General features: G+C 60.5%; 25 protein-coding genes. 19 read left to right on the top strand and 6 right to left on the bottom strand.

Annotated features, from left to right (window positions below; genetic code table 11):
• Both AC1D29_RS29190 and AC1D29_RS29185 read left to right on the top strand, forming a co-directional pair.
• On the top strand, positions 1-209 hold a 209-nt coding region (locus AC1D29_RS29190), incomplete at its 5' end, for an IS3 family transposase (RefSeq protein ID WP_477895183.1).
• A gap of 77 nt (positions 210-286) precedes the next feature.
• The gene (locus tag AC1D29_RS29185; RefSeq protein WP_477904221.1) at positions 287-760 is read left to right on the top strand and encodes a hypothetical protein; all 474 of its coding nucleotides are present in this window, start codon (positions 287-289) and stop codon (positions 758-760) included.
• Positions 761-964: 204 nt separating this feature from the next.
• On the opposite strand, the gene AC1D29_RS29180 is transcribed toward AC1D29_RS29185, so the two are convergent.
• Positions 965-1,672: an H-NS histone family protein gene (locus AC1D29_RS29180; RefSeq protein WP_477904219.1), complete on the bottom strand. Its 708-nt coding sequence runs from the start codon at positions 1,670-1,672 to the stop codon at positions 965-967.
• A gap of 184 nt (positions 1,673-1,856) precedes the next feature.
• Between AC1D29_RS29180 and AC1D29_RS29175 the strand changes: the two genes are divergently transcribed.
• Together AC1D29_RS29175 and AC1D29_RS29170 are read left to right on the top strand one after the other, a co-directional pair.
• Positions 1,857-2,507 (top strand): hypothetical protein, encoded by a 651-nt coding sequence (locus AC1D29_RS29175; protein WP_477904217.1) that lies wholly within the window; start codon positions 1,857-1,859, stop codon positions 2,505-2,507.
• Positions 2,508-4,007: 1,500 nt separating this feature from the next.
• Entirely contained in the window at positions 4,008-4,322 is a 315-nt protein-coding gene (locus AC1D29_RS29170; protein ID WP_477904215.1) for a hypothetical protein, read from the top strand.
• 20 nt (positions 4,323-4,342) lie between these two features.
• Here AC1D29_RS29170 and AC1D29_RS29165 read toward each other — a convergent pair whose 3' ends face one another.
• Positions 4,343-4,846 (bottom strand): hypothetical protein, encoded by a 504-nt coding sequence (locus AC1D29_RS29165; RefSeq protein ID WP_477904213.1) that lies wholly within the window; start codon positions 4,844-4,846, stop codon positions 4,343-4,345.
• 41 nt (positions 4,847-4,887) lie between these two features.
• On the opposite strand from AC1D29_RS29165, the gene AC1D29_RS29160 reads away from it, so the two are divergent.
• The 6 genes from AC1D29_RS29160 (at position 4,888) to AC1D29_RS29135 (ending at position 8,226) form a co-directional block, all read left to right on the top strand.
• Positions 4,888-5,268, top strand: a complete 381-nt coding sequence (locus tag AC1D29_RS29160) for a hypothetical protein (protein WP_477904211.1) — start codon at positions 4,888-4,890, stop codon at positions 5,266-5,268.
• A 14-nt stretch (positions 5,269-5,282) separates the two neighbouring features.
• Positions 5,283-5,537: a hypothetical protein gene (locus AC1D29_RS29155; RefSeq protein WP_477904209.1), complete on the top strand. Its 255-nt coding sequence runs from the start codon at positions 5,283-5,285 to the stop codon at positions 5,535-5,537.
• A 114-nt stretch (positions 5,538-5,651) separates the two neighbouring features.
• On the top strand, positions 5,652-6,320 hold the full coding sequence (locus AC1D29_RS29150) for a hypothetical protein (RefSeq protein ID WP_477904208.1): 669 nt from the start codon (positions 5,652-5,654) through the stop codon (positions 6,318-6,320).
• Positions 6,321-6,668: a hypothetical protein gene (locus AC1D29_RS29145; RefSeq protein ID WP_477904206.1), complete on the top strand. Its 348-nt coding sequence runs from the start codon at positions 6,321-6,323 to the stop codon at positions 6,666-6,668.
• Between the two features lie 169 nt (positions 6,669-6,837).
• Positions 6,838-7,713, top strand: a complete 876-nt coding sequence (locus AC1D29_RS29140) for a Dam family site-specific DNA-(adenine-N6)-methyltransferase (RefSeq protein WP_477904204.1) — start codon at positions 6,838-6,840, stop codon at positions 7,711-7,713.
• Between the two features lie 39 nt (positions 7,714-7,752).
• Positions 7,753-8,226: a hypothetical protein gene (locus tag AC1D29_RS29135; RefSeq protein ID WP_477904202.1), complete on the top strand. Its 474-nt coding sequence runs from the start codon at positions 7,753-7,755 to the stop codon at positions 8,224-8,226.
• Between the two features lie 21 nt (positions 8,227-8,247).
• On the opposite strand, the gene AC1D29_RS29130 is transcribed toward AC1D29_RS29135, so the two are convergent.
• Positions 8,248-9,528 carry an RES family NAD+ phosphorylase gene (locus AC1D29_RS29130; RefSeq protein WP_477904200.1) on the bottom strand — a complete coding sequence of 427 codons (1,281 nt, stop codon included), beginning with the start codon at positions 9,526-9,528 and terminating at the stop codon, positions 8,248-8,250.
• 59 nt (positions 9,529-9,587) lie between these two features.
• On the bottom strand, positions 9,588-9,860 hold the full coding sequence (locus tag AC1D29_RS29125) for a DUF6471 domain-containing protein (RefSeq protein WP_477904198.1): 273 nt from the start codon (positions 9,858-9,860) through the stop codon (positions 9,588-9,590).
• A 227-nt stretch (positions 9,861-10,087) separates the two neighbouring features.
• Here AC1D29_RS29125 and AC1D29_RS29120 point away from each other — a divergent pair, with 227 nt between their 5' ends.
• The 8 genes from AC1D29_RS29120 to AC1D29_RS29085 all read left to right on the top strand — a co-directional run bounded on the left by AC1D29_RS29120 (position 10,088) and on the right by AC1D29_RS29085 (position 17,940).
• On the top strand, positions 10,088-10,297 hold the full coding sequence (locus tag AC1D29_RS29120) for a hypothetical protein (RefSeq protein WP_477904196.1): 210 nt from the start codon (positions 10,088-10,090) through the stop codon (positions 10,295-10,297).
• Positions 10,294-11,166 (top strand): TnsA endonuclease N-terminal domain-containing protein, encoded by an 873-nt coding sequence (locus tag AC1D29_RS29115; RefSeq protein WP_477904194.1) that lies wholly within the window; start codon positions 10,294-10,296, stop codon positions 11,164-11,166. The genes AC1D29_RS29120 and AC1D29_RS29115 overlap by 4 nt, the downstream gene beginning before the upstream one ends.
• 11 nt (positions 11,167-11,177) lie before the next feature.
• Complete coding sequence (locus tag AC1D29_RS29110; protein WP_477904192.1) at positions 11,178-11,603, top strand: hypothetical protein; 426 nt, start codon at positions 11,178-11,180, stop codon at positions 11,601-11,603.
• Positions 11,596-13,791, top strand: a complete 2,196-nt coding sequence (locus AC1D29_RS29105) for a hypothetical protein (RefSeq protein ID WP_477904190.1) — start codon at positions 11,596-11,598, stop codon at positions 13,789-13,791. Before AC1D29_RS29110 ends, AC1D29_RS29105 begins: the two co-directional genes overlap by 8 nt.
• A 2-nt stretch (positions 13,792-13,793) precedes the next feature.
• Entirely contained in the window at positions 13,794-15,344 is a 1,551-nt protein-coding gene (locus AC1D29_RS29100; protein WP_477904189.1) for an ATP-binding protein, read from the top strand.
• Positions 15,344-16,525 (top strand): TniQ family protein, encoded by a 1,182-nt coding sequence (locus tag AC1D29_RS29095; protein ID WP_477904188.1) that lies wholly within the window; start codon positions 15,344-15,346, stop codon positions 16,523-16,525. The genes AC1D29_RS29100 and AC1D29_RS29095 overlap by 1 nt, the downstream gene beginning before the upstream one ends.
• A 104-nt stretch (positions 16,526-16,629) precedes the next feature.
• A complete protein-coding gene (locus AC1D29_RS29090; protein WP_477904186.1) occupies positions 16,630-16,794 on the top strand; it encodes a hypothetical protein in 165 nt (54 codons plus the stop codon).
• Positions 16,795-16,890: 96 nt separating this feature from the next.
• Positions 16,891-17,940: a hypothetical protein gene (locus tag AC1D29_RS29085; RefSeq protein WP_477904184.1), complete on the top strand. Its 1,050-nt coding sequence runs from the start codon at positions 16,891-16,893 to the stop codon at positions 17,938-17,940.
• A gap of 75 nt (positions 17,941-18,015) precedes the next feature.
• Here AC1D29_RS29085 and AC1D29_RS29080 read toward each other — a convergent pair whose 3' ends face one another.
• Entirely contained in the window at positions 18,016-18,957 is a 942-nt protein-coding gene (locus AC1D29_RS29080; RefSeq protein ID WP_477904182.1) for a S1C family serine protease, read from the bottom strand.
• Between the two features lie 371 nt (positions 18,958-19,328).
• Here AC1D29_RS29080 and AC1D29_RS29075 point away from each other — a divergent pair, with 371 nt between their 5' ends.
• Positions 19,329-19,736: a hypothetical protein gene (locus tag AC1D29_RS29075; protein ID WP_477904180.1), complete on the top strand. Its 408-nt coding sequence runs from the start codon at positions 19,329-19,331 to the stop codon at positions 19,734-19,736.
• Positions 19,737-19,751: 15 nt separating this feature from the next.
• Here the strand turns inward: AC1D29_RS29075 and AC1D29_RS29070 are convergent, their stop codons facing one another.
• Entirely contained in the window at positions 19,752-20,132 is a 381-nt protein-coding gene (locus tag AC1D29_RS29070) for a hypothetical protein (RefSeq protein ID WP_477904178.1), read from the bottom strand.
• Positions 20,133-20,620: the final 488 nt, after the last annotated feature.

Raw genomic sequence — 20,620 nt, 5'->3', positions numbered from 1 at the left:
TGGCCGAGACCATCAACGGCCTCTACAAGGCCGAGGTGATCCATCGGCGCGGGCCGTGGAAGACCAAGCAGGCGGTGGAGCTGGCCACGCTGGAATGGGTGGCCTGGTTCAACCACCACCGATTGATGGAGCCGCTGGGCTACATCCCGCCGGCCGAGTTCGAGGCCAACTACCATCGACAACGCGCTGGTCAGGCCGCGACCGTCTGACTTAAACCAATAGGCCTCCGCGATTGCCGGGGCGGTTCAAAACTGAGTTTCGTCATGCTTTAGAACACGCATTTCGGATGCGCACAGAGCAAAGAGAGCGGATCCCTAGTCTTGACGAGGTTCCCCAGCTCACCGCAGAGCTTCTACGACAGGAGGCGAGGTACCTGCGCCCCAGCGACATACAGGAGCTTGTGCGAGCAATCGAACAGGATGGCGGCCAGCCAGAACTCGCAGCTTCAGCGGGCCGCGACTCGCTTCAAGAGTGGCTGGCGGACTCCTTCGACGACGACTTGAGGGAGGTGGAGTCGACGTCTGAATTAAATCAGCTTCGCCAGGAAGTCGAGGTACTAGCGGAGCGATTCAGCATCGCGCTGACAGAGAATCAGAAGACGAGAATTGATCTACTCCATGCTGACCTTCAAGAGCGAGAGGAAGCTAGAGCGCCAGAGAGCTACAGCAGTGTCAAGGTGGCAAGCCCAGCCCCAGATTTCTCTGACGAGGAGGTCAGGTCACTGTTCTCAACGATTTCCACGTCTCCTGAGGTGCTGTAGCAGCCAGTGCTTGTTCGACGCACCAATGGCAGCGGCCCCTAGCGGGCAGCTTTGAAGCCCGCGCGCAGAATGTTGCGACCCGTCGGCCGCGATCAAAAGGAAGCCCAACAAGGGCGTCCTCGGGCGCGAGAGCGCGCTGTGAGGTTCTCTGGTATTCCGCCTTGAGTCCCTGCCCCTCGCGACCGAGGCCAGTTACTCGCTGGCTTAATCGGCGGCAGCAGCCGGCGCTGCCACATCGACCTTTGCGGCCTTCTTAGCGGCAACCTTCTTAGCGGGCTTGGCCACCTTCTTAGCAGCAGCGCGCTTCTTTGCAGGTGCCTTCGTCGCAGCTACCGCAGCTGCTTTGACTGGACGCGTGTTCTTGGCAACAACCTTCTTTGCTGCCGCTTTCTTAGCAGTCTTCGTGGCCGCTCGCTTGGCTGCTGCAGCCGGCGCGCTCTTTGCAGACGTCTTCAAGGCCACTTTGACGGCGGCATTCTTAGCGGGCTTAGCGCGAGTTTTCTCGACAGGCTTCGCGGCGGCTTCAGGCTGAGCGACCGTCGACCTCGGTGAAGATTTCTTGCTACCAAGGAGGAACTCATCGAGCGAGCGGCCCGCCGCCAATGCAGCGTGAATCCACTGCGGACGCTTGCCCATGCCGCCCCAAGAATTGCCCTGCTCGTCACCGTATTTGGCTGGCTTTGCGCCTGCCTTCTTCCCCGAGATCGCCTTAGGAGCCTTCGTGGACTTCGTTGCTGCCGTGCCAACGCTTTGCTCTGAAGAGGTCGCAGCTCCGTCGAAAAGATGACCTGCCGTCAAACCATGCTGCGCGATCTCTCTTTTGATTCGCGCAATCACCGTCGACTGAATCGAGTCAGCCTCTCGTTGCAGCCTGGCGATCTGTTCATTGATTTTCGCGAGGGACTTAGCCATGCAGTAGCTCCAGAAGTTTGCAGAGCGAGTCTAACGACAGAAGCGAGTCTCAGAATGTTGGGTTGAGAGCGCATCGGTTGAGTTACACCTTGCCATGGGACGGCTCACCAAAGACTCGGACGCCTTACCGCATGGCACACCGAGAAGCTGCGAACGACGAACTGCAGACGGCAGAATCGCGGGTATGGAAGCCTACTTGGTCAGTCCAGCCGCCGTGCGCGATATCTCGAAACTGCTTCTCGACGATAGCGGGCAGCTGCGCATCGTGTCGGCAGCCGACCTCGCGCAAACCTCTCCAGAAGAACGCCTGCTCTTCGGAGTGCAGTACGGCTACTACGGCTTCCCAACCGAGGAACTCTGTCAGTTCCTTTTTGAGCGCATCAACGGACGCGCGGCCATAGAAATCGGCTCGGGGCATGGATTGCTCGCGAAGGCTCTGGGCATCCCCGCGACCGACAACCGACAGCCGGAGGAACCTGCTATCAAAGAGCACTACCGGTTGATCGGCCAGCCAACCGTCCCCTATGGCGACAACGTCGAGAAGCTGGACGCCCATGAGGCAGTCGCGAAGTACCGTCCAAACGTGATCATCTCCTGTTGGGTGACCCATAGGCTTGATCCAGCGCGGCTCGACGCTGGTGGCAGCGCTACCGGCGTAGACGAGGCCGCCATCATTGCAGCCTGCGATGAATACATTTCGATTGGCAACGAGCACGTCCACTCCGGCAAGCCAATCTGGGCATTGCCTCACGAGAAGGTGACGCCTCCGTGGGTCTATTCGCGCGCGGTGAATGGAAGCAAAGACTACGTCGCCATCTGGCGTCGGACTGCATAGGCGGGGGGCCGAGCGATGGCATTGGTGATTCTCGGCAGCTCGAGGTGTCCGCTCTGTCGCAAGACCATCGACGAGGGCCAGGAGTTGGTCTCAACGACGCATTTCATCGAATCGCCTGGCCATCCGCTCTGGAAGTACTCGGACGCGGCGATGCACTACGGTTGCTTCCAGACCTGGGAGCAGCGGACGCTGTTCGTCGTTGAGTACAACCGGCTCTTTGGAAGCAGGATTTGGGGAAACGGCACGCGCCACCCTATGACTGACGATGGAACCATCACGACGGTGCAAGCCGCACACTTGGTTCATGCCACATGCTCAAGAGTGATCCTGCCAAGCTATATCTGTCTGGTTTAGCTACGCTACTGTCGGCCGGGTCAGCTCTCGCCGACGCCATTCAGTTCGGTGTCGCGTCCCGTTGCAACCAAGAGCACGCAGTCTTCGAGATCGTCGGCATGGTTGAGGCCAACGGAGTCATCGCGTTCGCCACTTCGGCGCCGGAAGACTTCACTCCCCTTGCGGTCGGACCTCGAGCTCTGTCGTGCAAGCTGCCGGGCGGCACGTTAAAGCATCACTCCGGATATTCGAGCCGTCCAACGGCGAGTGCAAGGGTGCTGGCTTTGCAAGCGTCGACAGCTTGTCGGTTGGCACAAAGCGTCTGCCGGTCAGCGGCCCCGGCATCTTCTTCAACTGGTCCTGCGGCAACCGACCAATGGTCGTGCGATTCACCGTGAAGGCAGCAGCGTCGAACGCGGTCGTTGAGCGCTGCACTTCTGCTGGATGGACCTGGGAGGATGAGTACTTGCCCGTAACGTGCGAGACCGAAGCCCTTGTCACACCAAGAAGGAAGGCAACTCCACCACTAGCGCCTCGCTAAGAGCTCCCGGCAGGCTTCTGGCGGACACTCTTCATGCCCTCCTGCGTTCAGGGCGCGCCACTACGAAACGTCTTATTCGTTCAATTCGGCCAAGAGGTAGGTCTCGACAGCCCCGGAAGGGGCCGACGCCATCTCTTCTGGCACCACGACTGGCTGTATCCCGAACATCTGAAAGACCATATGGTCTTCGGCCGTCACCTCTTGTGAAGGGAGAACTGCCGCGATCCGACATGCTCCGCTCCCACCACCAGGTCCTTGCCCAAGCCATTCAAGTAGTCGGTTGTCAGAGCGGTCCCAAAGCCGTGCGATGTCGAGACCGGGCGTTGCGACGACCTCAACGGCGCCAATAGTGTGGTCGAGGGCCCGGGGCTCATTCGTCGGCGTAGACGGGTTGGTCAAGGTTTGCTCCAATTTCGGTCGAACCAGTTTGAAAAGCGCAAAGTGCTCGGTCAAGAGCCTCTCAAGGACGCTTCACCGCTCTAGTGTGGCGCCTCGCAGGGCCCTTCTCAAAATGTGCGCATATACCTACCTGTGCGCAGTACTCGGGTATCAGGCGAGTTCCTTGACCGCAGGCGCGTGACGATCAAGAGTGGTTGCCACTACCCCATTTGCCACATGGCCAAGCAATGGTCGACAGCAGCCTCGGCGACTTCCAGCAACACATGCACTTTCGCGCGCAAGCCGAGAGCTTGCTGGGGGCGCGTGCATGGTCTCTCCTGCAGAGCTACGGCAAGCTGATGGCTGGACCTCACTCCGGGCACTACGTCAGTGCCCTCCCCGCACAGGACCAGCTGGGTATTGCCGAGCAACTGGTGGCCGGAAAGACGCTGTTCATCCACCTCATGCATCGGCATCGCTCTGGAAACTACGAGACGTCGTCGCTCGGGTGGCGTGACGGCCAGCTCGTGATGGTTTTTGCGGACCGCGAGCAACTCGCGTGAAGGTGAAGTGCCATCGCTCCCTACTCGATACCGGGCAGTTCCTGAAGGCTCGAAATGACCCGGGTTCGGCCGCCGTCGCGAAGTCGTCCCAGCTCGTCCTTCCAGGCGACAAAGTCGCCTCCACTGACGGGGAATCCCGCCGCTACCTCGCTCCACGTCTCTCGCGCGGCCCAGGCGGCCAGCTCGAATACGTGCTCCAGGTTGTCGAGTGCCACCTCTGCATCGCGTTCATCGCACTCGTCGACGATGTCGAACTGCCTCTTGACCGCATCAAGCATGTCTTCAAGGTCGGCCTCGTCGGCAATTACGCTCCGCGTGCAGATGTCCTGCGCCGCGCCCAGGACTGCCGAAAGCGGAAATGCCGAGTGGGCACCAAACGGCACAGAGCACAGCTTCACCCGCGCAGACGCCATGCCTACGGTCATGGAGATGTTGGCAGAGAGGCCGCCGCTGAAATCATCAAGGAACGCTGCGGTGACGAAAAGGCTGCCCAGATGACGTTGGAGGGCTTGCAGGTCTTTCATGGGCCGAGTGATGTTGTTGTCCATACCAAATGAAGGACCCCATGTTTATTCCAGACGCAACGGAACGACGGAGGGCTATGCAGCGCGCCAGTGACGACTACATGAGTCAGGCGCGAGGTGAACAGAACGTCGGCTCGGCCGCGGACCCCACCCATTTGGCCTTTCAGGCCGGGTACTTCGCGTTGCTTTCAGCCGTGAATGGGGAATCGCAAGCAACTTCCGATGACCACCCCAGCGCTGACCTAGCTCGTGAGGGTGCCGACCGGCTGTCGTTGAGCAGGGCTGACCAAAACCTGGCCGACCTTGGCGCGCGGAACTACTACGAGCCGACCAGCCTGGACTTCATAGCGTCGCAACAGGATTGGATTGACTGGGCAGAGCGCGTCCGGGCGGCGGCCCTTCTGTCTACCGGCCAGCGCTAGCAGCCGGAGGCGCGATGGAGCTGGACCTGCAGATGCCGCCTGAGCTGAAAGCCCAGGTTGAAGCGTTAGCTTCCCTGCTGGACCACCGGCGGGTTGGCCGAATGACGGTGTTCTCGTACGGCAGGCCCGGCGAGCCGACCTATTGGCTGGCCTACCTCTTCGTCGAGGGAACGCGGCACGTGTTGGGCACGCCAGACCTACGGCATCGCCCTCTGACGGAACAGCTAGACGACCTACTTCGTCAACTTTCTGCTTTTTCGGAGGGATAGCCGGGAGACGCTTGCTTCTGACGCCACGGACGTCTGGCCCGCCCAAGGCGGATAAACATCGGTTCCCTATACGCCTTGAGCGACGAGACGCCCTCGTCCCGATAGAGGAACCAAATGAACATCAACGACCTTCTCAACGGCCAAAAGCTGCCGTCAATGCCAATGCGGGCCTGGCTTTCTCAAGACGAGGGCCTTGAGCCCGACGTCACCGGTCCAATCTGGATACTCGAGGACTGCTGGGGGGCGAGCGAAAGCCAGCCACTCCTTACTGGAGCCAAGATTCGCGAGTTTCACTTAGGCGACATCGCTTGCCTCGCGGTCATTGGGCATGCTGTCACCTTGTACTCATCGTCGGGTAACGAAGACGAAGTTTCCGATGACGACGAGCGCACGTTCATCTACCTGCTGAACCCAGCAGACCCGTGCGTTTGGGATGCCATCGCCAGCTGGGAGGCGGCGCCTTTTCGACAAATGCGAATTCGCAGCGGGCGAGGCAGCCTCGCCACCACGCTCCAAGCAGACCTGGAACTTCTTGACGCGCGTAGCGCGAAGGACAACGAGCTCGACAGCGACCTCCTTGCTGGAGAGCTGCTCAAGCTGATGAAGGAGAGCCGCCTCGAAGAGGTGCTGCGAAACCAACTTGGCATCAAGCGACCGATGTATCTCGCGATTGTCGAGACGCCCATGCTGTGCAAGTCCTTGACACCACTTTCCGCTGAGGAGTTGGAGCAGGCACGGGCATACCGTGCCCACAAAAGCTGGGTAGCGCGCTTCGAGGAATGAATGCAGTACTCACTCGACCTCGGGCTGCCCGCCCCAGAGGCGGCCGTCAGTGACACGCGCTCTTTGCTTATCAAGGTAGACAAGCTCTTCTCAGGAGATGCTTGCGACGACGAAGGAGTGGCCTGCTTCTATGGTGCGGAGGTGCCGTTCGAGCTTGAGGATGACATGGCCGCTGCATGCGCTCTTGGCGCCTTTCACTCGACGTTCGTAGTGAACTGGGTCGAGAGCTTCAGGTTCACCGTACTCGACGCCGAGACTAAACGAGAACTGCAGCCTGATACAGGGGTCGACTGGGTCGCGCTCGGAAAGTCTTGCATCGACATCGAGCGGCTAGGCGTCGATGGCTGACAGCGACGTCAACGCGCAGGGCGTGCCGGGACGCAACCGCTGGCCGTGGCAGCTAGGACATTCGCATTGAATTCAAGAGGGCGGTCCGTTCGACCGCCCTTCTTTTTGCCCACTGGATTGAGTTCGCCCACCAGGCAGCGGTGGCTAAACCGAGCTCGCTTCAGGTTGGATGCAAACCCATCCAACCTTCACCCCCGCTCTCTCCCCAGCCTCAGCCAACCCAGCTTCCAAGCCGTTCTTGAAATGGTCCGGGGGCAAACAGCGCCTCCTGCCGCAGCTGCTGCCCCTGCTTCCACCCGGTCGCCGCCTCATCGAGCCATTCGTCGGAGCCGGCTCGGTCTTTCTAGGGGCCGACTACGACTACTACCTCATCAACGACGCCAACAGCGACCTCGTTGCGATGTGGGTCGCTGTGAAGCTCCGGCCGCGGGAGTTCGCCGAGCGCGCTGCAGCATTCTTCACGGAGGCATACCACACGCAAGAGGCCTACCTACAGGTTCGGGACGAGTTCAATACCCTGGTCGACCGATTCGAGCGCGCCGTGCGACTCCCCTATCTGAACAAGTTTGGGTTCAATGGGCTGTTTCGCGTCAATCGCTCGGGTGTCTTCAACACGCCCTACGGGCACCCTGCCAAGCTGCCGACGTTCCCTTGGGAGCAAGTCGAAGCAGCATCAAGAAAGCTCGACCGGTGCCTGGTGCTAAACGGTGGCTTCGCCGCAGCGATGGAGCACGCTGGAGTCGGCGACGTCGTCTACTGTGACCCGCCTTACCTGGACAGCGCCGACGGTACCAGCTTCACTGGCTACACCGCGCAGGCGTTTGGACGTCGAGAGCACGAGGACTTGATTGATAGCGCCATCATGGCCGTCAGTCGCGGCGCGCACGTGCTAATTTCAAACCATGACACTGACGAAGTCAGAAACCTCTATCGAGGTTGGCACATCGAGGCAGTCGAAGTGAACAGGAGCATCGCGTCGGAGTCGAGCCGCCGCGGCAAGGTCAAAGAGGTTGTCGCCCGCCTCCCGTTGCCTGCTATGCCATGACGCTCCATTCGTGCATGATCATGACCAAGGAGCTATTCCATGCGCTGGGGAAACTGCATTCGGGACTACATGTCTGCGGCCTTCTTGATGGCCACTGGCACTTTTATTCCTCAGGCATTAGCCCAATCTGCTGCGGACTTCCCTGGGGTCAAGATTGCTCCCAATTCTCCGCCGACGGCGCCCTTTCTGTTGCTGTCAGGCCCCTATACGCACGAACAACGCGGCGACCCGTTCATGGCCGTCGAAGCAGGGTTATGGGATGCGTTCGGCGACGGTGCGCCAAAGGTTTACGCAAAAGGGACGCTAGAGGAGCAATACGTATTCGCGCTGGCACGCTCAAGGTCGGAAGCAGAGCGATTCCTCCAGGCCGTGGAGATAAAGAACCCTGGCAAGTTCAAGTTTGACATTGAGGCCAACTGCTGGCCCACCCCATCTAAGACTCTGAAAGGGCTTGCGTTGGCCGCAAAGTGGGATACGGCGGCGATGCCCGCTTGCGTCGCCGAGAAGAAGTAGACGGCTGACGTGGGAGGATGGCTAGGACGAACCTGTCGTCGTGGCTTTTTCGCTCTCCACGTCGTCCCAAAGTGTGGTCTGCTGCCGGTCTGCTGGCTCAGTCCTGTAGCTCACCTCTTTGACAGCATGAACGCGCACTGAGCCGTCGATGAACTCGATTGGAGACTCTGTGTAGGCCCGCTGCAGCGCATCAAAGGTCCCCAGCAGGCTAGAGAACATCACGATGTTCTTGCCACCTGCGTTCTGCACTGAATCGAAGACGACCGCCTGGATGTTCTTGTGGACGGACAAATACTCCGCTAGGAACTGAGTGGCCAAGTACTCATGTTCCGCACCTGGCACCACCGGACGCCCCACGCGCTCCTGAAGGCTATGTAGAAGCGCTCTCATCGCGCGCCGGCGCTTGAACCTAGGGTCCCAGATACTGATAGACGCCCTACTCGCGAAGCTCAACGCCGGCATGTTCAAGAGTCGGATCGACTTGGCAATCGAGAACTTGCCGACGACAACCATCGAGCCAATGCTGGGTCGCAGCTCGGCAATCGCAGTCGCCTCATCAAAGGCTCCGTAAAACGCGGCGACCCGTTCCGGGTTCATCCGGCCGGTCTTGGCTCGCTCGGGCGGCGGGGCAAAGAGCTGTTGTGCCGGCGCCTTACACATTGCGTCTACTTCAACCTGACTAGTGGCAAGACGAGCCCGGAAAACTTCGCCGATGCGCTGAAGGTCGTTAGGCCCTCGCCCCTCCATGTCGAGCCGGTCGAGAGAATCGAACAACTCATCAAGGAACTCTCGCGCCCTTTTGTTGAAAAACCGCCCGCCTGAAGCCACCACTTCACGGTATTTTTGCCACTCCTCCTCCACCGTAGCAAGAGGAAGAGCAAGGCTCACCGCCGAATAGCGATTCGTGCTGGACCATGCATGGTCCGCCCCCTTCGCTCGACGAAGAGCGCCGAACGCGAGCAACTTCTTGTTGATTGCGCCGGCGACTCCGTCGTGCGCGTTTCGAAGGTTGGCTTCAACGAGCCCCTCCAAGGTTCTTGCTCGGTTGTAAGAGCTGAACTTGCTGCCGATGTTCTCACCAGGCCGGCGAACAACCTGGCGTGCGACCAAAGAGAGCGCCTTGTCGGCAAGCGCTGCAACAACGACGAGGTCGGCGACCAACTCGATGCTTCCGCAGAAGCTGCATCTGCGCGGGCCAGCGGGCACGTCCACCGCGGCGGCAAGGTAGATGTCACCAATGCAAGTCGGGCAGACAAGCTTTGCGCCGACCGGAGCCTTTGCCGCTGCTGTGGAACTCGCCATGAAGGTCCTCCCGGTGCCGTCCAAGCTGCAGCACCACCCGCCGGCATTTTTATGCCGTGTTAACGCGCCGACGAGTCCAGGTCACTTCCCTTCGGAACCGTGTCGGGAACAACAGAAGCGACATCCACGGTTGAACGCCCCAAGGCTCGCATCGCTTGCATAAAAAACATCATCGCAAACGTGCCGCGATAAAGCTTGTTCTTCAGCGAGGCCTCGGTCTCCTGAAGTCCGAGTGCCTGCATCCGCTTGGCCAACTGCGCAAGCGTCACCCCTTCCCGGGCGATTTCGGCCTTCAACAAACGAGACGCTGCATCCGCCCAATCAACGTTCAAAGCAAGGCTCCGCAAGCGACTTGCGCAAGTCGCCAAAAAATCCTAGAGTCTCGCCACGCAAGACTTTAGTACCGAATTTGAGACAAAAGTAGCTTTGGCGGCGACGTCTTCGTCCCCACTCCGCTGTAGATCTAAACAACCCAAGCTAGACGACCCAAGCACCTGAAGCGCGCTTCAGGACCAGGGCCGTAAGGCCGCGTCTTACCTGTGATTTTAGAGAGCGAAACATGACCAACCGACAGGACAACCCCAACTCGACAAGCCGGACTCCCATGCGGCCGCACCTGACCGTCGCACTTGACCGCCACACCAACCATATTGCCGCGCTTCACATCGGAAACGGGCCGGCCATGCCTGCTTTCCGGCCTGGAGCGGGTCCCGGCCAGGTGTTCGAAGTCGACAGCACCCAGCTGAACGTCTGGATGAAGCGCCAATGAAAAAGCGCATCAAGGGAGCCTGGACGCTCCGCAAGATTTCCACCCGCATCCGCAAGGGCTACGGTCAGGGCGAGCTATCGAGCTACATCCCATGGATTGGGGTCCGCGACCTCTCGTCCCGGGGCGTGTCGACCCGCATGTGGAGCCCCAAGACAGGCCGCACGATGCAGTTCCTGTCGAACATCGAACGCGACACCTTCCTCATCGCTGAGTTTCGAGAGGACTTTGTCGACTACTGGGAGCAGTGGCCACTGGAGCGCAACTGGACTCAATGGGGAGCGGCCAGGCTCGGCTACCGGCACCCCGTCTACCTCGGGACTCGCATCCCGGTGGTGATGACCGTCGACGGCGTGCTGACGCTTCGCAAGGGCAAACGCGTCACTCGCAAGGCTATCGACTGCAAGACTTCTGACGCCCTCACCGGACAACGCACGTTGGAAAAGCTGAACATCGTTCGCGCTACCTGCGAGCGTCTGCGCCTGCCTCACCTGGTCGTCACCGAAGAACAGACCCCGCGGCAGGTCGTCAAGAACATCCTGTGGGTGCGTATGGCAACGGTGAAATCGGGAGAACTTGAGCCGGTCAAGGGTGCCTTCGACATGTGGCCCATGCGCATGCACCGCCACCTCTTGCGTCACCGCAGCGAGCCCGAGTTTGCTTCACAGCCGCTGAACCGCTACTGCGGCTGGTTCGACAAGCACCACGGCCTGCCGGTGGGCTTGGGCCTGCGCTGCATGAAGCTGCTGATGTGGCAGCACTTGGTCGAGTTCGAACTCGTCGCTCCGGCGCCGGAGCAGACGCCTCTTCATGCGCTGACCGTTAAGGCAGTTCCGCAGCTCGCCCCCAAGCGTGAACTCACACCCGCCTGAGGACCCATTACATGCACGTTTACGACTTCCATTCCCGCCGCTATTACCGTGTCGTCGCCACTTTGAATTTAAGTGGCGCCCGGTGTCCAGTCGCGCAGGCTTTTGTCGTCTACCTGGCCGAAGCAGCGACGCACGACAAGCCACTGCTGGCCATCCCCGGTCATGGCTTTCGCGAGGCGCTGAATACCGGAGCTATCACCCTTGCGGAGTCAAAAGGGCGCCGTGGCCACGCCCCTCTTCAGTCCTTCGCCGCCATGCGTTGTGCCAGTACCGCGGCGCTAGACCGCGAGCGGGGTGAGCCGCGCATGACCTCGTATCCAGAGACATTCTTCGGGCTGGAGTCCTTTAGGGGCTCGGCAGAGAAGCATGGGCTGAATTCGTCGCTGCACGCCGCCGCAAAGCGCTTGCACGTCGCATCGAGGCGCGCCCGTGGCTGAGATTGCCAAAGGCGACCTCTTCCGGTCCGCCAGCGGCGGAACATTCCGCCTGCTCGACGTCACGGTCGTCCGCGGGAAGAAGATCGCGCACGTGTTCGGCATGGACGAGCCGAAGGCGCTTCCAAATCAATGGAAGTTCCACGAACTTGACGATGGGCTCGATGATGGAACCTATGTCAGGCTGCCCTCGCGCGGCCGCAAGGTCCACGTACGGGTCAAGGACGACTCGGCCGAAGGTTCAGAGCGAAAAAAGTCGCCGGCAGAAACTCTGCTTGAATGGCGCTGGGGACTCATCAAGCCACTGGTCCAAAACTCGGACGTCTACTTCAGGAAGAAGCGTGGCCCGCTGGTCGAGCAGCGTGCCAAGGAAACCGGCGCGTCGAAGCAGACCATCATGACGTGCCTGCGCCTGTATTGGCGCGGAGGCATGACTAAGGATGCGCTTCTCGGCAGCTACGCCAGCTGCGGGACACCGAAGAACTCTGACGCTGCCTCGCAGCAGGCCGCGCGCGGCCGCGACCCTCGCAACTCTCGCTACGAGAAGTTCCAGTGGAAGGACGAGGCGCAAAAGAAGAAGGTCCTGGCAACGGCCAAGCGTTTTTTCAAGAAAAGGAAGACCAATACCCGCCACTTCGTCTACCGCCGTGTTGTGGCAACTCACTTCAGCGTCAAAGACGCGAAAGGAAAAAAGGTCCAGCGCCCGTTGGGCGAGCGTCCCACCCGCGCGCAGGTGCTGTACCTGCTGGACAAACACCTGACTCTTGAGACCGTCTTGCGCCGCAAGCTCGGCGACGACAACTTCGAGAACAACGTCAAGCCAAAGACCGGTTCAGCTCGCGACTATGCCAACGGCATTGGCCAGTACTTTGAGATTGACTCGACCATCCCTGACATTTGGATTTGCGCTGACGACGACCGGTCGGTCGTAATTGGCAAGGCAACCCTGTACCTCATCGTTGATGTTTTCAGCCGCCTCATCGTCGGCTTCCACCTGACCCTTGACGCGCCGTCGTGGTCTGGTGCGATGGAAGCAATGATGTCGCTCGTTGAGGACAAAGAGGAACTCTGTAAACGATGGGGTTGGGAGTACCGCCCCGAGGATTGGGTTGCGCACGGCTCATGGCCCCAAGCCTTCCGTGCCGACCGCGGCACGGAGATGCTTGGCTACGACAGCGACGCCGTAGCCGACGGTGTAGAGACCGCAGTCCAAAACCTTCCTTCGCGGAGGGCGGCTCTGAAGGGCTCCGTCGAATGCAGTTTCAAGGTGGTTCAGATTCCTCTTAAGGACCACGCTGGCGGACACACGCCCTCGGCCGACCAAGGAAAGCGCCAGACGGACGACTACAAAGGCGAAGCGACGCGCACATTGAAGGAGGCTGCGCAAGAGCTGCTTTCCGGCGTACGACTTAACAACCACAAGGTTCACACCGGCATCGAGTTGCCCGCAGCGGACGTCTACAAGGGTGAGCAGCCAATCCCGACACGCCTATGGCAGCGGGACTACGAAGAACGCGCCGGGATGCTCACGCGATTCGACCCTGAGGACCTTCGCTTCAAGCTGCTCCCAAGCGACGACAAGTTCACGGTCACCAGTTCGGGTGTCTTCTATAAGGGCCTGCTCTGGGTTCCAGAGAAGTCGCAAAAGACGAAGTGGCTGCTACCTGCAGCTCGCGAAGTCTACAAAGTCCGGGCGTCGTTCCATCGTAACCTGGTGGACCGCATCTACGTCCATGACCGCAAGGACCCATCCAAGTGGACCACGATGACTTTGTCAGATGGCAGCTTGATTCACGTGGGAAAGTCCTTCGCCGAGCTCGAGCACGTCAAGGATGCACTTCTCACGCTGCAGGACCTGGCTGCCGAACACAACCTCGCGCTGGAGATTCACGCCGACGAAGAGTCCATCGCTCGAGAGAAAGCGGCTCGCAAGCTCACGCAGGCCGCTGTCTATAAGGCCGGTCACAAATCGCGGACCAACGGCGCGGTCGAGAAGCGTGAAGCCCAGGCGAAGCAGGCGCGCATGCAGACCAAGGTCCTTGCGTCTACCGCTGACGACGCTCTGATGGCCGCGCCCTCTCGCCCCGCGGGGCCGGATGGCCCGCGCAGCCCCATTTCCCCGTCCATCAAATCAAGCTCGGCTTCCGCCAGCAACCAAGGCCTGCAGGCCCTCCTGAACCTTCGAAAGTAATTATGAAAGTCAAACCTCACCCTGGCGGCAGCCGCCGCGAGCAGCCTGTCTTCACGGCGCACTACTTCGACCACCCCATCGTGCGCTACAACAGCAACCCACTCATCCGTGCGCTACGTCCGCTTCCCGACCACCTCGAGCTGCAAAGCCGCCTGACAAAGCTCCCCGCCTATGCCAAGACCGAGCGCAAGCTAGACCGGGCAATGAAGATTGCGCGCCTCCAGGAACTGCAGCGCGACTTCTACATTGCCTTCCCCCGCGTGGTCGAGCTAATGGAGATGCTGCACTACATGATTTGTGAGGGGTATGTCAGTCGCGCGCCCTTCTCTGTAGAGGACCACGCCAAGCGACAGCAGCTCTACGAGCGCCAGGAGAGCGGTGAGTTCTTCGAGATGGACGACGCTGATATCAGCTCTGAGTTCACCGCAGCCCTCATCGGTATCCCCGGTATCGGCAAGAGCAAAGCACTAAAGCGAGTCAGCGCTCCGTACCGCCGGGTCATCTATCACCCAGAACTCAACATCTACCAAATCCCGGCGCTGCTTATCGAGATGCCCTACAAAGGCGTAAGCGTGAACACACTCGCGCACGCCATCATCAGAGCAATTGATAAGGTATTTCCGCAAGGCAACTACTACCAGACGTACCTGAGCGGGCGCGAAAACGCAGAGGTTCTGTTCATGGACGCCATTCAGCTAATGCAGACCCACTACGTTGGCGTGCTGCTTGTCGACGAAAGCCAGAACAAGGAATACCGGACCCCGTCGAGCCGCGTGCCGAGCAAGCCCGTGCGCGGCCAGACTCCCTTGACCACCCTGCTGCTGACTGGAACCAATGAGTCCGGGATTCCGATGCTCATGTGCGGAACACCGGAGCTCAGGGACATCCTCGGCTCGCGCATGAGCATGCTCCGCCGGATGGTGGGCCGTGGGATGCGGACGTGGAAGCCGCTCTCCTTGCCGACGACCGGAGCAGATGGCGAAGAGCTCATGGGCGAATTCGATGTCTTCCTGAACTTGCTTTGGGACTACCAGTGGACTAAAACGCCGTTCGAGCTCACGCGCGGGATACGCAACACCTTCTATTACTACACCCAGGGTATCTCCGATGTCATCGTCAAACTCTTCCATGACTTGCAGCTGCGCGCTATCCGCAATGGCGGTGAAGAGCTGTTGACGGAGGAGCTTGTCCACGCGGTTGCGCAGGAAGAGCTCGGGGCCCTTACCGAGTTGACGCGCGCAATGTGCGACATGGACTACGACCGCACTGGACAGGCCGCCGACCTGGCTGCCTATCTCCGCATTGACCCTCACGAGATGACTTTCGACCGTCAGCAAGCGCAGGAGGGCCTCGTCGACACACCCGGGGACGAGCCGGAAGACGAAGACGACGAGCTCGAGTTGCCAGCTGACGCGGCTGGCGAGCCTGTCGAAGTTCAGACCGGCCCCAAGGCCAAGAAACCGCGGACGCCTCGCAACAAGTTGCCAAGCGAGGTGCCCTCGCCCCCAAGCATCGCCCCGGTAGGAGACCTCGGCGCCGCGCTCGACGACTGATGCTGCCCGCTCGCCGCCCCTACGAGGACGAACTGGCTTGCAGCGCGGTCTTTCGCTGCAGTCGCCAGTTCAACGTGCCCATTGGCCGGCTTGGGTGGGTTCACCTTGGGAGGGACGGGTGGCATCCGTCTTTCCTCGGTGCATCTCCGCTGCGGGAGCTTGCAAAGCTGTTCGCGATGTCGCCAGACGACCTCCTCTGGAACCACTCGCCCTTCCCGTACGCCACCGCAACGATGCAGGCGCGCTTCTACGACCGCGCGATCTCGAATGTCTATGGAGACACAACGCGCACGAGAGGCCTGGGTGCCGTGACGCAAAACGTCTCGTTTGGTCTTGTGTTTCGCCGGTACTGCAAGCTTTGCGCAGCGGAAGAGTTTCATCGCTGGCGCGAGTCCTATTGGCATCGCTCACACAACCTTCCAGGCGTGCTGATCTGCATGCTGCATCAAACCTTCCTCCATGCGTCCGAGCTGCCGATCAGTTCGCACGGCCATGACAGGCGCCTACCTCACGAGTGCAGAGGACGCCGGCTTGGAACAGGCGAGCCATCGACCGCTTTGCAGCGTGTAGCGCGGATATCAGTGGCATGGCTACAGCGCCCAAGGAGTCCCGGCGCGCACGTCGAACCAGCGACCTACAGACAGATGGCTATTGACAGCGACTGGCTGTCGGCAAGTAGGCCTGTCAACCTTCAGGCACTGACCAACGCCCTTGTCACGACATTCACCAGGCGGTTCCTGAGTCAGGCTGGCATGCGGATAGGGTCCAGAGGCGCTCTGTGGGCCGGTTTGATGCTGCGCCCCGGCACCACACTGCCGTTTGTCCCAGCGAAGCATGCGGTCCTTCAGGCCTTGTTTGGCCGGTTGCGCGAACAGAGCAATCCGCCCATAGACCACTTCGGTGGCGGCCCCGGCGCCTCCTCTGCGCGGCAGATGGACGACCTGTACAGCCGTGAAGCAAGGAAGGAGCTCAAACGAGTCCTAGCCAATGGTCGGCTACTGACGACAGAGCAGTTCCTACGCGGAGTCGGCTGCTGGAGCACCTACAGGCACCGCATGGCCGAGTTACCCAAGCTGCGCGCCGTTGTGCGTGAGTTCAGAGGCTCAGCGGTCACAGTCAAGCGCCTGCGGCCTGGCAAGACGCTCTATCGCAGCGACCGCACGTCCACCTCGGTTCGCTAGGCACGGAATACCACTTCACGCTCCATTGCGAGCTACCTTCCGAGGACGCCGACCTCGACGGCATCCTGGACCGAGTTGCAGAAGCCGGCTGCACGGACGCGCTCGTGCTGCTTGGCAAGCCGGGTCACCTTACCTTTGAGTTCATCCGAGAGGCGGCCAGCGCGGAAACGGCCGTGCTCAGCGCAATCGCAGACTTAAAACGGGGCCTCCCGGAGGCGCAACTGGACGCCGCCCAGCTGCTCGGCCAGTTGCTGCTGCCGCACCTATAGGAGGAGACACGTCTTCGAATAGGTCACAGATCTGCGCCAACGATTGGAGGAGAAAGATAAACACCTGAGCCTGTACTTCAGAAATGGAGTACGCAAGTGAAGTGGACAGAACGCATCGAGGAAATTGAAGGCAGGCACGTGCCCATACTGGTGGACAAGGCTGGCGAGCGCCGCATTGGGCGGCCTGGAGAGATACGGTTCTTGCTCCCGGACCGCGGCCGGAAGTTGGGAAGAATCGAAGACGTTGACCTCGCTGGCTTGGAGCGCGTTGACGCGCGTCCGTACTTGGATGCACTCGGGCTGCACGACGTTTCGGTGGACGGTCAGCACGTCTATGCGTTGGTGCACGGTGGCCAGGAAATTCATATCCCGGCGTCGCTTCTGCTGACCACGGTGTTGGGCCGTCCTTCCATTTTTGGGGACCTACTCCTCTCCCCAGCTGGCCTCGAGCGTGGCCTCATGCCTATCCTGGGCAACGGCCAACCTAGAGTTGTATTGCCACGCAGGCGCGGAATGTCGAATGGGGGTGACCGCCACATTCAGGAACGGCTACTTTGGCTGTCCTGTTTCCCCTCCGCACGCCGGATGTGGACTAGCGTGTATCGCCACGCCAGACAAGGCAGCCTGGGCCTGACCCCTGCGAACGCGCGGGTCGACGCGACCTTCTCGGGCTTGAAGCCTGGGAACATCATCTTTGCCACGAACCTCAACTTGAGAAGTCTCACCCCAACGGAACAGCCGCTCCCATTCGCTTCGAGCATGCGGGATCGAGTCTTCGACCTGGAGATGGGCACCTCGAAAAGCTACGAGAACCTTAGGTCGTTCAAGGAAAACGCAGCATTGCACCCGGCCGCGAAGGAGGTCTTCGACGTCCCCAGCGTGAACGGTCGATGGTGCATGAACGAGGTCGAGTGGGCTGAGGTGCTTCGCGTGCTAGCAGTCCAAGGCTTCCGGTGCGCCGCCAAGACGAAGGCAACCATGGACGCAGCGCTGAAGAAATGGGGAACCGGCGTTCACTGGCACGCCCTAGAGGGTGACGCACACCAAATTGAGAACACGTATCGCGTATGGAAGATGCGCGGGAAGTGGGACATCCTCAAGGAAGTTCTGAGAGAGCTGCGGGCTGGCCCGCCTCAGAAGCATTGACTCCCCCTTACCGGCGTTCAGGCAACCATCCCCACAGCAGCGCAGATAGCGCCTTGCGTTACGAGACGGCTGAACTCAACCACCTGGTTGTACAGCCAACACCATCGGTTTGAGAGTTCCTGCAACCGGCCTCAAAAGCTTGAGCAACAGGGGGCGGCCATATCCCTCACCGGCCAGGCGCTTAAGCAGGTCCGACAGCTGCGCCAGGGGCAAGCCATCGCAGCCGATGAGGATGTCGGCCTCACGTAGCCCGCCCTGTGCCGCCGGGGATCCAGGTCCCACATCCATCAGGCGCACGCCGGTGGCTGTGGGCCAATCGTTTTCGCGCACCCAGCGCCGCGGCAGAGCCACCACAGCGCACTGCACGCCAAGACGCCCGCGCCTCACGGCACCATGGCGCATCAGCTCACCTGCCACCCAGCGGGCTGTGTCGACCGCAACGGCGAAGCTCAAACCCTGGGCAGAGGGAATGACGGCTGTATTGACACCAATGACGTGCGCGGCACCGTCCAGCAGCGGTCCACCTGAATTGCCGGGGTTGAGCGCCACATCGGTCTGGATAACGTCCTCAATCATCCGACCACCCCGCGCCGGCAGGCTTCGGCCCAGAGCACTCACGATGCCCGCAGTGACGGTGAAGTCGAAGCCCAGCGGATTGCCTACCGCCACGGCAAGTTGACCTGGCCTGAGGTTGGAAGAGCTTCCGAGCGGCAGGAAGGCCGCCGGATGGGACTCCAGCCTCAACACAGCGATGTCTGTGGAGGCGTCCTGCCCGACCAGCCGCGCGATACCTTCGGTTCCGTCGGCGAACGCAGCCCGAAGCTCATTCGCGCCTTCGACGACATGAGCATTGGTCAGTGCAAATCCGTCGGGGGTGAAGAGAAACCCCGAGCCGCTTCCCGCCTCGCGCCCGTTTTTGCGCACCCTGATGTGAGCGACGGCCGCACTTGCGGTCTCCGCCACATGGGCGACGGTGGCTGAGTAGGCGTCGAGAGGGAAGTCGGTGCGGGCGTTCATGGGCGCCCAGATGGTGGCGCCGGACGGGTTTTCTAGTGTCTTGCTCGGCAACGCCCTAGCGTCCAGCACCTCGCAGTCTGGCACGAGGCGCCAGACATAGAAATCGACTGCGCGTCACTGGGACGAAGACGCTGGCACACGGTGCCACCGCTTCCAGCCCCCACGGGCCGAACGGCTATCCACGAAGTGCTAGGGATCTGCGTGTGGAGCCCCATAGGCGGAAGGATTGGCGACGACCCGCGCGGGCCAGGAGGAGGCACTACACACTTGAGCGCCAAGCCTCGCCGCATGGATTGCTCCCGCCCTAACTGTGCGGAAATGCGCAACCTCAAACATCAACGTCGCCGTCTTGAGGTTCAAGAGCAAGTGCGGTGAAGACAATTCGTCCCTTCGAACTTCCTACCTCAGAAATGGCGATCGCCGCAAAGCTCCCGATCCTTGCGTTCACCATCACCGCGCTGACCGCGTGTTCTGTCCACCAAGACACGGACCCTCTCAGCATCGCTCTTGAGTCCAACGGATCGCCCAACGTCGTCGTCAGCTACAACCATGGAGCCTCTCAGTTGCTGGTCGACGGTGCTGACAAGTCCGCCGAGGTCGGCTTGTCAGTAAGCCTGATGGTTCCTGAAGACGCTAAAGGTGGCCTATACGTGACGTTGGGAAAACCAAATCCAGCAGCCGGGCTGCCGGGCGACTTCTCCATCCAGCCGACGGCCATTGGCTATAAGTGCCTGAACAATTGCCCTGGTAGTCGAGAGAGCTGGTCAGTGGCTCGATAGGGTCGCCCCATAAGCTTAGCTGGCCTCCTTCATAGAGACTATCCTGCTTGCGGGAATATGCAGCGTCGGCACCCTATGCGCAAACAGCTTTGCCTGCCACGTGTACGAGACCAAACGAACATCTGCTGAGCCGTCTTCCCTGCGCTCGGCGGAAACCAGCAGCACGCAGTTGGTCTGCTGCTGCTTCTTAAAGTCGAATGTCGACAAATCAGCGCCATATGCTGTGCCCATCCGAGCACAGCGCCAGGCACTTTCCGGTGATGGCTCGTAGGCGACTTCAAGCATGTAGAGCTTGTACGGAAATCCGGTTCGTGTCGCGTAGTCGCTGACTAGACACCCGGACAGGAACGCCAAGGCCAGCACGCCAAGCGCACACAGGATTTTTGAGGCTTTCATACCAGACCCCGGTTCAAGAGATTTCCTGTGTAGGGGCAGTTATTTAGCCTTAAAGACAAGGGGCGCCCACCGGACGCCCCTGGAAAGAGTTGGCATGTTGCCTTTTCTGGCTCAGCTACAAGCCTTGGACCATTTGCGTAGTAAGACTCTTGTCCAGTCCAGCCACGCCGCCTGCACCTCGAGGACACCTCCTCAGCCGGCGAAGCTTTGAACGACGAATGTGGAGGCGCCTGGAGCCAGTTTCAACTCAAGCTTCTGCCCGCGTTCCTGTAGAGCCACTACAGCTTGGAACCGGTCAAGGTGATTGCGAGCCTCTTCCATCCCGCCTCCGTCTGTGATGAGAACGCAGCCAGCAGGCAACTCAATCGCCGCTGCTCCTAGGTTCAATTGCACCGACCTGGCTCTGGATCGAAGCGCCGACAAGAGGTCCTCCCCTGCCCTCAGCGGCATGAGCGAGCCATCCTGAACCAGGACCACTGGGCCAGGCC

The sequence above is a fragment of the Roseateles sp. P1_C6 genome, assembly GCF_056406315.1.
Note: the sequence above shows the minus strand (reverse complement) of the source record. Positions and strands in the feature narration are given on the sequence as shown.